Here is a 14,152-nt window from a genome sequence, read left to right as displayed (position 1 = left end):
AAGGCGGAACTCAGTCGTCGGCCGAAACCGTGTCCGCCTGCTGCAGCATACCCCTGAGGTTCTCGAAGTACCCGGCCACGGCCTCTCGCTCGATCCTAATCTGGGAGAGGCGGTCCTCCGCGTCGGACACCAGGCGTTGCGTGCGCTGCTCGGCGTCCTCCACCAGGGCGTCCGCGCGCTCCTGGGCCTCGCGGACGATATCCGCGGCGACCTTCTCGGCGTCCTTGCGGGCCTTCTTGACCGTCTCGCGGGCCTCGGTGTCGTACGTCTCGGCCTCGGTGCGGGCCTGCGAGGTGCGCTTGACCGCGTCGGCAAGCTGGACGTTGGCCTCGTCCAGGTACTTCTGGGTCTGGGCGACGGCCTCCTGGTGCCGGCTCAGGTACTCCTTCTCGGCCTCGTCGCGACGGGCGCGGAGCTCGACGTCGAGGTCGATCCTGGCCTGCTCGATCTCGCGGGTGCGCTTGTCCAGCTCGGCGAGGGTGGAGGTGCGGAGGGCGACGAGCTCGGCGTCGAGGTCGGCGCGCGCGGTCGTGGCCTCCTGGTCGAACGCGGCCTGGCGCTCGGCCAGCTCGGCGTCGAGAGCGGTGCCCGCCTCGGCGGCCTCACGAGCGACCTCCGCACGGGCCTTCGCGGTCTCGGCGTCGAGCGTGACGCGGGCACGCTCGGTCTCCTCGGCGAGCGTCAGCCGGGTCTGGTCGGCCTCGCGCTCCAGTTCGAGGCGCTGCTGCTCGCGATCGTTCTTCAGCTCCTGGGCGGTCCTGGCGCGCTGATCGGCGAGGTCGGCGGTGGTGCGCTTCACGTCGGCGGCGAGCGTGCTGCGGGTCTGCTCGGTCTCGTCGGCGAGGCGGGAGCGGGTCTCCTCGGCCTCCGCCGCCAGCGCCGACTTCGTCTGCTCGACCTCGGCGGCCAGGGCGGACTTCGTGGTGGTGACCTCGGTCTCCAGGGCGGACTTCGTCTGCTCGACCTCGGCAGCGAGGTTGGAGGTCGTGGTGGTGACCTCGGTCTCCAGGGCGGACTTCGTCTGCTCGACCTCGGCGGCCAGGGCGGACTTCGTCTGCTCGACCTCCGCCGCCAGCGCGGCCTTGGTGGTGACGACCTCGGTCTCCAGTGCGGAGAGGGTCTGCTCCTTCTCCGCGGCCAGGCGGGCGGCGGTCTGCTCGACGTCGGCTGCGAGCTGAGCGCGGGTGGAGGTCACCTCGGCCGTCAGGGCGCTGCGCTCGGTCGCGAGCTCCTCGGCCAGGGCGGTGCGCGCCTCGCCGACCTCGGCGGCCAGCTCGGCGCGCAGCTCAGCAGCCTCGGCCTCGAGTTCGCGACGCTGGCGCTCGGCGTCTGCGGCCAGCTCGGCGCGGGTGGTCCTCACCTCGTCCGCGAGCGCCGCCTGCGTGGTCCGGACCTCGTCCGCGAGGTCGGCCTTGGTGGTCTCGACTTCCTCGGCCAGGGCGGCCTGGGTGGTCTCTACCTCCTCGGCCAGGGCGGCCCGGGTGGTCTGCACCTCGTCGGCCAGCTCGGCGCGGGCGGTCTCCAGCTCGGCGGCGAGGGCGGCCTGGGTGGTCTCGACCTCCGTGGCGAGGTCGGACTGGGTGGTCTCGACCTCCTTGGCCAGGGCCGCCTTGGTGCTGTCGACCTCCTTGGTGAGGGCGGAACGGGTGCTCTTGACCTCCTTGGCGAGGTCGGCCTTGGTCGTCTGGACGTCCTTCGCGAGGGCCGCACGCGCGGTGTCGACCTCGGTGGCGAGGTCGGTGCGCGTGGTCTCGACCTCGGCGGCCAGATCCGCGCGGGTGTCCTTGACCTCCGTGGCGAGCTCGGCCGCGGTGCGCTCGCGCAGCGCGGTGACGCGGGCCCGGGTGGTCTCCTCCTCGGCCGCGAGCTCGTTGGCGACGCGCTCGCGGTCGGCGGTGAGCTGCGCGGCGGTCGCGGTTCGGTCGGCTTCGAGGCCGCTGCGGGTCTCGGTGGTCTCGCGCTCCAGGGTCGCGCGGGTCTGCAGGACCTCGTCCGCGAGCTCCTTCTTCGTGCGCTCGACCTCCTCGGCCAGCGCGGAGCGGGTGGTGGTCACGTCGGTCTCGAGGGCCGAGCGCGTGGTGGTGACCTCCGACTCCAGCGCGGCCTTCGTGCTGGAGACCTCGTCGGCGAGCGCAGCCTTCGTGCGTGCCACCTCGTCGGCGAGCTCGGTCTTGGTGCGGGTGACCTCGTCGGCCAGGGCGGAGGTGGTGGTCGTGACCTCGTCGGCCAGCCGGGCCTTGGTCTGCTCGACCTCGGCGGCGAGGGAGCTCCTGGTCTGCTCGACCTCGGCGGCGAGGGAGGTCGTGGTCTGCTCGACGTCGGCGGCGAGCGCCTGGCGCTTGGTGGTGTCCTCGTGATCCAGGTCGGCGCGGGTCTGCGCGGCGAGAGCGGCCAGTGTCGCGCGCTGCTGCTCGACCTCGTCCGCGAGCTCGGCGCGCGCCTGGGCGACCTCTGCGGCGACCGCGTCGCGCGCCGCGGTCTGCTCGGCGGCGAGCCGGTCAGCGGTCTCGGCGACGCGCTTGTCGAGCTCGAGGCGGGTCTGCGCCGCCTCCCGTTCGAAGGCGGCGCGGTCGGCGGCGAGCGCGTTCTCCAGCTCCGCACGGCGCGCGGCGATGGTGCGGTCGAGCTCGGCGGCCTCGGTGCGCGCCGCCTCCGCTTCGCGCAGCGCGACGGCCTTCAGCTCCGCCGCCTCGCGGTCGGCCTCGGCGCGCAGGGCGGACGCCTCGCGCTTGCTCGTCGCGCGCAGCTCGGCGGCCTCGGTGGCGACGGCGCCGCGGATGGCCGCTGCCTCCCTGATCGCGTCGTTGAGGAGGGTCTCCTTGTCGGCACGGGTGCGCGCGAGCAGCTCCGACGACTCGATCTGGGCGTCTTCGAGGGCCGTCGTCGCGCGCGCCTGCGCGTCGGCGAGGACGCGCTCGGCCTGCTGCGCCGCCGTCTTCTTGATCTTGTCGATCTCGGCGGTGACTCCGGCGCGCAGCTTCTCCGCGTCGATGTCGGCCTGCGCGATGAGCCGGGTGGACTGCTCCTCGGCGACGCGGAGGGTGTTCTCCAGCTTGGTGCCGAGCCCGGAGTAGGTCGGGCTGCCGACCTCCTCGATCTCCGCGTTCAGCTCGTCGATGCGCAGCTGGAGGCGCTTGAGCTCCTTGGCCTGGTCGGCCGATTGGGTGTTGGACTTGATCAGCTCGCGGCGGAGGTCCTGGATGGCCTGGTCGACTTCGTCCTTGTCGTATCCGCGAAAGACCTGGGTGAAGTTGGATTCGTCGGTGGCCACCGTGTTACTCCTGTGGGATCGAGTGAGCGAGCAGCGCGCGCGCCGCATCGATCTTACATTTCGAGGCCCGTACCCGCATGGGGGACTGCGTGACCGTGCAGACAACGGTTAGATGCCTCTCAGGGTGCTCCATTATCGTTGTGTGACTGTGCCCGCCCCCCGTCCGGCACTGAGGAGTTCTGTTTGCGTTTCGTACTGGCCATCGTCGCGTTCGTGGTCGCTGCCGTCATGATCGTGGCCGGCATCGCCCAGCGCACGATCTTCGCACCCCCGTCGCAGGTGAACGCCTCGGCGACCGTCCCCGGCGACGCGCGCTACGTCGTGATCGACAGCGCCGTGCTGAACGCCCATCCCGGGCAGCAGACGCTGTCCATCTCGGGCTCGAAGAACGCCAAGACGCAGATGGTCGCCTACGGCCGCACCGCCGACGTGAAGTCGTGGCTCGACGACCAGAAGTATGCGACGATCTCCTACCGCCCGGGCGACAGCGCGCTGACGGTGAAGACCGTGACCCCGAAGGCGGCCGACTCGACCGGCTCCGGCTCCGCGTCCACCGCGACCCCGACCGCGACACCGACCCCGGCGCCCACCGGCTCGTCCACGTCGCAGACCGCGGCACCCGGCCCGAACCCGGCCGGCTCCGATCTCTGGCTGGAGGAGTACGACGGCCAGGACGCCCAGGTCACCAAGATGAACCTCCCGTCCGGCGTGAGTGTGATCGTCGCCGGAGACGGGACCACCCCCGCCCCGAACAAGATCCTCCTGACCTGGCCGGTCGACACCAGCACGCCGTGGGCGTTCCCGCTCATCATCGGCGGTCTCGTGCTCCTGGTGATCGGCATCGCGCTCTACCTGTGGGGGCTCTACACCCACCGCAAGTCGCGCGGGCCACGGCGCAAGAGCGGACCCAAGATGCCGAAGCTGCCCAAAGCCCCCAAGTACAAGCCCACCGCCTCCATCGAGGCCACCCCGCGCGGCCGCCGCTCCAGCCGGCGCACGCGAGTGATGGTCCCGGCCCTCCTGGCCGGCGTCCTCGCGCTGACCGGCGCCGGCGCCGGGGCGGCCTTCGCGGACACGTCGACGCCCACCCCGACGCCGACGCCCACGTCCACGAGCGCGCCGAAGGGCGACAACAACTCTCCGGCTCCCGCCGTGACGGCGCCGCAGCTGGAGCGCATCATCAAGCGGATCTCGGTCGCAGCGGCCAATGCGGACGCCAAGAACGACGCCGACCTGGCCAAGCTGCGCTTCGCCGGCCCCGCCCTCCAGCTCCGGGACGCGAACTACGCGATCCGCGCGAAGAAGGCCGACCAGCCCGCTCTCCCCGCCATTCCGGCGGGACCGCTGGAGCTCTCGCTCCCGCAGGCGACCGACAGCTGGCCGCGCACGGTCACGGCCGTCGTGAAGATGCCGAACGACTCCACCGGCAAGGCGCAGGCCCCGCTCGCGCTCGCCCTCGTGCAGCAGACGCCGCGCGACAACTACATGGTCGAGTACGCGATCGCGCTCGAGCCGAACGTCAAGGTGCCGAACCTGGCCCCGGCGAGCATCGGCGCCGCGGTGGTCCCGCCGGACTCCAAGCTGCTCAAGGTGCAGCCCGACCAGGTGGCGGCCGCCTACGGCGACATCCTGCTGAACGGCGACAAGAGCAAGTGGTACTCCAGCTTCGACCTCACCGACGACAAGCTCGTCGCGCAGGTCGGCGCCTCCTGGAAGCAGCAGGAGCAGGCCAGGCTCGCCCAGCAGTTCGGCCAGACCTCCTCGCTCACCTTCTCCAGCCGGCTCGGCTCCGGCCCGGTCATCTCCATGGCGACCAACGACTCCGGCGCCATCGTCTGGGTGAACCCGGAGGAGGTCCAGCTCCACAAGGTGACGGAGGCCGGCGCCCAGGTCATCGCGGGCGCCACGACCGCCGCGCTCAGCGGGGTCGCGCAGTCCAACACCGGCATCGAGTCGGTGTACGGCTACCAGCTCGCGTTCTACGTGCCGCCCGCGGGGTCGAACGAGAAGGTGCGCCTGCTCGGCTTCGCGCAGGGTCTGGTCTCCGCACGCGAGGTGCAGTGACCCGCACAGTGCTGAGCCGTGATGGGCTCGGGACCGCGCAGTAGGCTTGACCGCATGAGTCAGCTTCCGCCCAATCCGACCAATCTCCGCGGCGCCGTGGACCTGAGCGGCCTCGTGAACCGGCCGCAGCCCGGCCAGGGCGACGCGGGAGCAGGCGGCGCGGCGGGTGAGCCCGTCGAGCTGCCCAGCCTGTTCTTCCAGGGCACCGACGCGAACTTCAACGACTTCATCGACCTGTCGATGCGGATCCCCGTCGTGGTCGCGCTCACGGCCTCCTGGGCCGACCCGGACCGCGCCCTGGCGACGGTCCTCGACCGGGTCACCAACGACCTCGCCGGCCGTATCGTGCTCGTGCAGGTCGACGTGGACGCGAACCCGCAGCTCGTGCAGGCCTTCCAGGCGCAGTCGGCGCCCGCCGTGGCCGGCATCGTCTCCGGCCGGCCCGTCCAGCTCTTCACCGGAGCGCTGCCGGAGGACCAGGTCCGCGACGTGTTCGCCCAGCTGCTGGAGCTCGCCGCGCAGAACGGCGTCACCGGCACCGCGCAGGTCGACGCCGCGGCGGGGGAGACCCCGGGCGAGCAGGCCGACGAGCCCGCACCCGAGCCGCCGCTGCCCCCGCTGCACGCCGAGGCGTACGATGCGATCGACCGCGGCGACTACCCGGCCGCGATCGCCGCATACAAGACCGCGATCGCGCAGGATCCGCGCGACCAGATGGCGATCGCCGGGCTGGCCCAGGTGAGCCTGCTGTCGCGCCTGGCCGGCCGCACGCTGGACGAGATCCGCAACGCCGCCGCCACGGCTCCCGAGGACACGGAGGCGCAGCTCGCGGTCGCGGACCTCGACCTGTCCGGCGGCCACGTCGACGACGCCTTCGACCGGCTGCTGACCCTGTTCCCGACGCTCGACGCGGAGGGCAAGGAGGCCGTGCGCGCCCGCATCCTGGAGTACTTCGAGATCGTCGGCGTGGACGACCCCCGCGTCGGCAAGGCCAGGGCTAGGCTGGCGTCGCTGCTCTACTGACGCGCCTCCTCCGCCCCACGAGGATCGGCGCGCAGAGCGGCTGACACCCCCTCTCGCCCGGAAGGCTCGCGCATGTCCCGTGTGCTCGTCGTCGGTGGGACCGGTCTCGCCGGTCGCGCCGTCACCGCTGAGGCCGTCGCACGCGGCCACCAGGTCGTGGTCGCGGCCCGGCGCATCCCCGACGACGACTCGCCCGCCTACGTCGACGGCGTCGCGTACGTGACGGCCGACCTCGTCACCGGTGCCGGGCTGGAGGAGGCGGTCGACGGCGTCGACGTGCTGATCGACGCGAGCAACGCCGGAGGCCGGCGCGCGTCGCACGTGTTCGCACACGGCTCCCGCAACCTCCTGCACACCGCTGCGCGCTACGGCGTCGGCCACGCGGTTCTGCTCTCCATCGCGGGCATCGACGGCGCCCGCTACCCGTACTACCGGTCGAAGCTGGCGCAGGAGCGCACCTATCTGGACTCCCCGCTGGAGGTCCGGATCGTGCGCACGACGCAGTTCCACGACTTCGTCACGTCGGTGTTCGAGCGCGGACGCCGGTTCGGGACGGTGACGGCGCCCTCCTCGACCCGGGTCCAGCCGATCGCGCTCACCGATGTCGCGCGGGTCCTGGTCGACGCGGCCGAGGGCTCTGGCGAGCCGGGGACGCGCACGGTCGGCGGCCCGCGGGTCGAGAGCGCGCGCTCGCTCGCTCGGCAGTGGAAGGACGCCACCGGCACGCGCCGGCCGATCCTGTCGGTCCGCCTGGGCGGCCCGCTCGGCTCGGCCTGGCGCGCGGGACGTCACCTCGCGCCGGAGCACGCCGTGGACGGCGGCACCGGCTACGCGGCGTGGCTCACCGAATCTGCCTGAACGTCAGCGACGCGGCCTCAAATACAGCGCCCCCAACGGCGGCAGGGTCAGCACCGCGGAGGCCGGCCGGCCCATCCACGGTTCGTCGTGCGCCGTGACGCCGCCGAAGTTGCCGACGCCCGAGCCGCCGAAGTCCTCGGCGTCCGTGTTGAGGAGCTCCTCCCACTCGCCGGCGAACGGCAGCCCCACCCGGTAGTCGCTGTGCGGCATGCCGGAGAAGTTCAGCAGCACCGCGACCGGCGAGCCGTCCTTGTCCTTGCGCAGGAACGCGAGCACGTTGCCGGCCGCGTCCGAGCCGTCCAGCCACTCGAAGCCGCCCGGGTCGTTGTCGAGCGCCCAGAACTGCGGGTTGTCGCGGTAGACGGCGTTCAGCTGGGCCACGAGGTTCCAGAGCCCGCGGTGGCTCGGCTGGTCGAGCATCCACCAGTCCAGGCCGCGCTCCTCGCTCCACTCGGAGTACTGCCCGAACTCCTGGCCCATGAACAGCAGCTGCTTGCCGGGGTGCGCCCACATGAACGACAGGAAGGCGCGCACGTTCGCCAGTTGCTGCCAGTGGTCGCCCGGCATCTTGCCGATCAGCGAGCCCTTGCCGTGCACGACCTCGTCGTGGCTGATCGGCAGCAGGAAGTTCTCGCTCCAGGCGTAGACGAAAGAGAACGTGATCTCGCTGTGGTGGTAGCTGCGCCACATCGGGTTCTCCTTGATGTACTGGAGCGCGTCGTGCATCCAGCCCATGTTCCACTTCAGCCCGAAGCCGAGCCCGCCCGAGGAGGTCGGCGCGGTCACTCCGGCGTAGCTCGTGGACTCCTCGGCGATCATCACCGTGCCGGGGTTGCGCTTGTAGGAGGTCGCGGTGACCTCCTGCAGGAAGCCGATCGCCTCCAGGTTCTCCCGGCCGCCGTGGATGTTCGGTTCCCACTCGCCCTGGTTGCGCGAGTAGTCGAGGTAGAGCATCGAGGCGACGGCGTCGACCCGGAGACCGTCGACGTGGAACTCCTCCAGCCAGTAGAGGGCGTTGGCGACCAGGAAGTTGCGCACCTGGGAGTTGCCGTAGTCGAAGATGTAGGTGCCCCAGTCCTTGTGCTCTCCGCGGCGGGGGTCGGAGTGCTCGTAGAGCGGCTGGCCATCGAAGCGGGCGAGCGCCCAGTCGTCCTTCGGGAAGTGGCCGGGCACCCAGTCGAGCAGGACGCCGATGCCGGCCTGGTGGAGGCGGTCGATCAGGTACTTGAGGTCGTCGGGCGAGCCGAACCGGCTGGTCGGGGCGTAGTAGCCGGTCACCTGGTAGCCCCACGAGCCGCCGAACGGGTGCTCGGCAAGCGGCAGGAACTCGACGTGCGTGTAGCCGAGGGCGCCGAGGTAGTCGATGAGCTGGTCGGCGGCCTCCCGGTAGCCGAGGCCGGGCCGCCAGCTGCCGAAGTGGAGCTCGTAGACGCTCATCGGGCCGGAGTGCGGGTCGGTGGCGGCGCGGCGCGTCATCCACTCGCCGTCCTCCCACTCGTGCCGGCTGACCGTGACGACGGACGCGGTGTTCGGCGGGGTCTCGGCGTACTGCGCCATCGGGTCGATCTTGCGCACCCACTCGCCGCCGGCGCCGAGCAGGTCGAACTTGTAGATCGAGCCCTCGCCGAGGCCGGGGACGAAGAGCTCCCAGACGCCGGAGGCGCCCATGTTGCGCATCGCGTGCAGGGTGCCGTCCCACCCGTTGAAGTCGCCGACGACGCGGACCGCGCGGGCGTGCGGAGCCCAGACCGTGAACGACGTGCCGACGACGCCGCCGAGGTCGCGGACGTGGGCGCCGAGCGCGGTCCAGAGCGTCTCGTGCCTGCCCTCCCGGATCAGGTGGAGGTCGAGCTCGCCGATCGTCGGCAGGAAGCGGTACGGGTCGTCGGTGGTCCAGGTGCTGCCGCCGGCGTAGCGCGCCTCCAGCTCGTACGCGCCAGGGCCGACGATGTCGACGCCCTGCCAGATGCCGTGGCCGAGGTGGGCGAGCTCGAGGTGCGCGCCGGTCGGCAGGATGGCGAAGACCGACTCGGCGAGCGGGCGAAGCGCCCGGATGACCGTGATCGGGTCTTCGACACCCGCAGCGGCGACCTGGTGCTGGCCGAGCACGGAGTGCGGGTCGTGGTAGCTCCCTGCGGCGACGGCGCGCAGGACGCCGTCGTCGATGGCGGGCAGGTCGACGGCGGCGGCGCCCTCGGGGATCGGGGTCATCGGGTGGCCTCCAACGGCTTGACGGTCAGGATGTGCACGGGCTCGGTGAACGCGTCGAGGCGCACGTAGGCGTCCGAGCCCCAGGTCCAGCGCTGGCCGGTGACCAGGTCGCGCACCTCGAACTGCGATCCAGGCTCGATGCCGAACGCGGCGACGTCGAGGTGGACCATCGTCTCGCGCACCGAGTGCGGGTCGACGTTGGCGACGACGAGGACGGCGTCGGGCTTGCCGCTGCGGGTGAACTCGCCGGCCAGGTACTTCGAGTAGACGAGGATCGCGTCGTCCTCGCTGGAGTGGACGTGCAGGTTGCGCAGCTGGCGGAGCGCCGGGTGCTCGCTGCGGGCGCGGTTGAGCATGGTCAGGTACGGCGCGAGGGACCGGCCGAGCGCGACCGCCCTGGCGTAGTCGCGCGGCCGGTACTCGTACTTCTCGTTGTCGATGTACTCCTCGGCCCCGGGCCGGGCGACGTTCTCGTAGAGCTCGAAGCCGGAGTAGACGCCCCAGGACGGCGCACCGGTCGCCGCGATCGCCGCGCGGATCTTGAAGGCCGCCGGTCCGCCGAACTGGAGGTACTCGGTGAGGATGTCCGGAGTGTTCACGAACAGGTTCGGCCGCAGGAAGTCGGCCGTCTCGCTCGCGAGCCCGGTCAGGAACTCCTCCAGCTCCTCCTTGGTGTTGCGCCAGGTGAAGTAGGTATACGACTGCTGGAACCCGGCCTTGGCCAGTGTGTGCAGCAGCGCCGGCCGGGTGAAGGCCTCGGCCAGGAACACCACGTCCGGGTCGGTGGCGTTGACGGTGTGGATCAGCCACTCCCAGAAGTGCAGCGGCTTGGTGTGCGGGTTGTCGACGCGGAAGATCCGCACGCCGAGCGACATCCAGTGGTGGACGATCCGCAGCACCTCGGCGCGGAGGCCGTCGTAGTCGTTGTCGAAGTTGATCGGGTAGATGTCCTGATACTTCTTCGGCGGGTTCTCCGCGTACGCGATGGTGCCGTCGGGGAGCGTGGTGAACCACTCCGGGTGCGTCGTGACCCACGGGTGGTCGGGCGAGGCCTGCAAGGCGAGGTCGAGGGCGATCTCCAGCCCGGCCTGCTTGGCCTTCCCCACGAAGAACGTGAAGTCCTTCTCGGTGCCGAGGTCGGGGTGGATGGCGTCGTGACCACCGTCCGGCCCGCCGATCGCCCAGGGCGAGCCCGGGTCGTTCGGGCCGGCGTCCAGGGTGTTGTTCGGCCCCTTGCGGAAGGTGCGGCCGATCGGGTGGATCGGCGGCAGATAGACGACGTCGAAGCCCATCGCCGCGACCTCCGGGAGGCGCTTGGCCGCGGTGCGGAACGTGCCGGACTGCCAGGACCCGTCGGCGGAGCGCTTGGCGCCCTCCGACCGCGGGAAGAACTCGTACCAGCTGCCGACCCCGGCGCGTGTGCGCTCCACGAGGATCGCGCGGGTCGGAGAGAGCGACGGCAGCGCGACCACGGGCCGCTCGGTGAGGATGCGGCGGATGCGGTCGTCGACCGCGGCCTGGAACCGCTCGTCCACACCGCGCGCGGTGTCGCCGACGATGCGGGCGGCCTCGGACAGGTGGCGGCGCTCCGCGGTGCTGCGGCGCTTGTCGGTGGCGGCCTTCTCCAGCAGTTCGCGGCCCATGGTGAGCATCAGCTCGACGTCGACGCCGGCCGGGACCTTCACTTCGGCGTTGTGCCGCCAGGTCGCGTACTCGTCGGCGTAGGCCTGCACGCGGTAGCGCCAGAGCCCCTCCTCCTCGAGCTGCACCTCCACGCCCCACCGGTCGGTGCCGGGGGCCAGCGGCCGCATGTGGTGCTCGGTCTGGTTGCCGGAGGGATCCAGCAGGATCAGATCCACGCCGATCCGGTCGTGCCCCTCGCGGAAGGCGGTGACCTGGAACGGGACGACCTCGCCGCTGAACGCGGACGCCGCCCAGTGGCCCTCATCCACCTGGGGGGAGAGCCCGAGGATCGGGATCCGGGGGAGGAGCGGATCGTACTCGGCCGGTGCGGAGGCCGCCGGCGCCTCAGGTGCTGCGGCGGCTGATGGTTTGGTCGCTGCGCTCTTTGCCACATGCCGACCGTACACTCATTCGCACTTTGGTCAGGAGGCTTGATTAACGCTCCCGTCACAAGGCGCGTCTATGCTCGTGCGAGTGAAGGCCATCCGTAGATTCACCGTCCGCGCAGTCCTCCCCGACACCCTCTCCGCTCTGGAGGAGATCGCCGGCAACCTCCGCTGGTCCTGGCACGAGCCGACCAAGGAGCTGTTCGCCCGCATCTCGCCGGAGCTCTGGCAGGAGGTGGAACACGATCCCATTGCGCTGCTCGGCTCCGTCGACCCGGCGAGGCTCGCCGAGCTCGCCGTCGACCAGGGCTACGTCGACTGGGCGAACCACGTCCGGGACGAGCTGCGCGCCTACATCCACGACCCGCGCTGGTACCAGTCGCTCGACGGCTCGGCTCCCGCCTCCATCGCCTACTTCTCGCCCGAGTTTGGCATCGCGGCCACGCTGCCGCAGTACTCCGGCGGCCTCGGCATCCTCGCCGGCGACCACCTCAAGGCGGCCAGCGACCTGGGAGCGCCCCTGGTCGCGGTCGGGCTGTTCTACCGCTCCGGCTATTTCGCGCAGGCGATCACGCCGGACGGCTGGCAGCTGGAGAGCTACCCGGCGCTCGACCCGGACGGGCTGCCGCTCAGCGTGCTCCGCGATCCCGACGGCGCGCCCGTGCAGATCACGCTCGCGCTCCCGGCCGGCGAGCTGCGCGCCAGGGTCTGGCAGGCCGCGGTCGGCCGCGTCACCCTCCTGCTGCTGGACACCGACATCCCCGAGAACGACGAGAGCCTGCGCTCGGTGACCGACCGGCTCTACGGCGGAGGCGGCGAGCACCGCCTGCTGCAGGAGCTGCTGCTCGGCATCGGCGGCGTGCGCGCCGTCAAGGCCTGGGCGGAGCTCACCGGCGCGCCCGAGGCGGAGGTGTTCCACACCAACGAGGGCCACGCCGGCTTCCTCGGCCTGGAGCGGATCTCCGACCTGATCGGCGAGGGGCTCAGCTTCGACGAGGCGCTCCAGGTGGTGCGCGCCGGCACGGTGTTCACCACCCACACGCCCGTCCCCGCCGGCATCGACCGCTTCGACCGGCCGCTGGTCGAGCGGTACTTCTCCACCTCACTGCTGCCGGGCGTCGAGCCGGAGCAGGTGCTCGCGCTCGGCGCGGAGGACTACCCGGGCGGCTCGGACGCGGTGTTCAACATGGCCGTCATGGGCCTCCGGCTCGGCCAGCACGCCAACGGCGTCTCGCGCCTGCACGGCGAGGTCAGCCGGCAGATGTTCGGCGGCCTGTTCCCGGGCTTCGACAGCCCGGAGGTGCCGATCGACTCCGTCACCAACGGCGTCCACGCCCAGACGTGGACCGACCCGATGCTGCGCGCGCTCGCCGTGGAGCGGCTGGGCACCGACGACACCACGCACGCCGACTGGGCGAACTCCGGCGCCGTGAGCGACCTCGACCTGTGGAGCGTGCGCACCCGCATGCGCGAGCAGCTCGTCAAGGACGCCAGGCACCGGGTCGCCGCGGCCTGGGAAGCGCAGAACCCCGGCGGGATCGCGCCGGTCTGGATCGGCGACCTCCTCGACCCGAACGTGCTCACCATCGGCTTCGCCCGGCGCGTGCCGACCTACAAGCGGCTGACGCTGATGCTGCACGACCCCGAGCGGCTGAAGAACATCCTGCTGCACGCCGAGCGCCCGGTGCAGTTCGTGATCGCCGGCAAGTCGCACCCGGCCGACGACGAGGGCAAGCGCCTCATCCAGAAGCTGGTGCAGTTCGCCTCGGAGCCCGAGATCCGCTCGCGGATGGTGTTCCTGCCGGACTACGACATCGGGATGGCGCAGCTGCTCTACCCGGGCACCGACGTCTGGCTGAACAACCCGCTGCGGCCGCTGGAGGCCTGCGGCACCTCCGGCATGAAGGCGGCGCTGAACGGCGCGCTCAACCTGTCGATCCTCGACGGCTGGTGGAACGAGTTCTACGACGGCGAGAACGGCTGGGCGATCCCGTCGGCCGACGCAGCGGGCGACGGCGCCGAGCGCGACGCGCTGGAGGCCGAGGCGATGTACGACCTGATCGAGCACCAGATCGCACCGCGGTTCTACGACCGCGACGGCGACGGTGTGCCCACGAACTGGGTCGGCCAGATCCGGCACACGCTCGCGACGCTGTCCTCGCCGCTGAGCGCGGAGCGGATGGTGCGCGAGTACGTGGAGCGGCTCTACATCCCGGCCGCGGCCAACGAGAAGCGGCTCAGCGCCGACGACTACCGCGACGCCCGCGAGCTCGCCGCTTGGAAGGACCGCGTGCGATCCGCGTGGCCCGGCGTGAACGTCGCGCACGTCGATGCCGGCGGCCTCGACGCCGTGCCGCAGGTGGGCGACCAGCTGCGGGTGCGCGCGCTCGTGCACCTGAACGGCCTCCGCCCGGAGGACGTGGAGGTGCAGCTCGTCTACGGCCGCAGCTACGACGGCGAGGACCTGACCGGCGTGCACTACGAGCGCCTGACGCTGGACCACGCCATCCCCGGCGCGGACCCGTCGGTCGCGCACGAGTTCTCCGGCGGGGTGACGCTGACCTGGGCCGGCTCGTTCGGATACACCGTGCGAGTCGTGCCGGTCAACGACCTGCTGCTGTCGTCGGCCGAGCTGGGGCTGGTCGCGGCGGCCTGA

General features: G+C 71.6%; 7 protein-coding genes. 4 read left to right on the top strand and 3 right to left on the bottom strand.

What is annotated here, in order from left to right:
• Window positions 1-10 precede the first annotated feature (10 nt).
• Entirely contained in the window at window positions 11-3,271 is a 3,261-nt protein-coding gene (locus tag F1C12_RS04545) for an apolipoprotein A-IV repeat region-like domain-containing protein (RefSeq protein ID WP_258046112.1), read from the bottom strand.
• Between the two features lie 183 nt (window positions 3,272-3,454).
• Between F1C12_RS04545 and F1C12_RS04540 the strand changes: the two genes are divergently transcribed.
• From F1C12_RS04540 to F1C12_RS04530, 3 genes are all read left to right on the top strand, one after another.
• Window positions 3,455-5,335 (top strand): hypothetical protein, encoded by a 1,881-nt coding sequence (locus tag F1C12_RS04540; RefSeq protein WP_185277631.1) that lies wholly within the window; start codon window positions 3,455-3,457, stop codon window positions 5,333-5,335.
• A 54-nt stretch (window positions 5,336-5,389) separates the two neighbouring features.
• Window positions 5,390-6,358, top strand: coding sequence for a tetratricopeptide repeat protein (locus tag F1C12_RS04535; RefSeq protein WP_185277630.1), 969 nt, complete (start codon window positions 5,390-5,392; stop codon window positions 6,356-6,358).
• A 72-nt stretch (window positions 6,359-6,430) separates the two neighbouring features.
• Window positions 6,431-7,216: an SDR family oxidoreductase gene (locus F1C12_RS04530; RefSeq protein WP_185277629.1), complete on the top strand. Its 786-nt coding sequence runs from the start codon at window positions 6,431-6,433 to the stop codon at window positions 7,214-7,216.
• 3 nt (window positions 7,217-7,219) lie between these two features.
• Here the strand turns inward: F1C12_RS04530 and glgB are convergent, their stop codons facing one another.
• Window positions 7,220-9,427, bottom strand: a complete 2,208-nt coding sequence (gene glgB / locus F1C12_RS04525; RefSeq protein ID WP_185277628.1) for a 1,4-alpha-glucan branching protein GlgB — start codon at window positions 9,425-9,427, stop codon at window positions 7,220-7,222.
• Window positions 9,424-11,502: an alpha-1,4-glucan--maltose-1-phosphate maltosyltransferase gene (locus tag F1C12_RS04520; protein ID WP_185277627.1), complete on the bottom strand. Its 2,079-nt coding sequence runs from the start codon at window positions 11,500-11,502 to the stop codon at window positions 9,424-9,426. The genes glgB and F1C12_RS04520 overlap by 4 nt, the downstream gene beginning before the upstream one ends.
• Before the next feature lie 82 nt (window positions 11,503-11,584).
• Here F1C12_RS04520 and glgP point away from each other — a divergent pair, with 82 nt between their 5' ends.
• Entirely contained in the window at window positions 11,585-14,152 is a 2,568-nt protein-coding gene (gene glgP / locus F1C12_RS04515; protein ID WP_185278780.1) for an alpha-glucan family phosphorylase, read from the top strand.

Source organism: Leifsonia shinshuensis (genome assembly GCF_014217625.1).
Lineage (GTDB): Bacteria > Actinomycetota > Actinomycetes > Actinomycetales > Microbacteriaceae > Leifsonia > Leifsonia shinshuensis_A.
The sequence above is the reverse complement of the archived record's forward strand: the minus strand, read 5'-3'. Positions and strand labels throughout refer to the sequence as shown.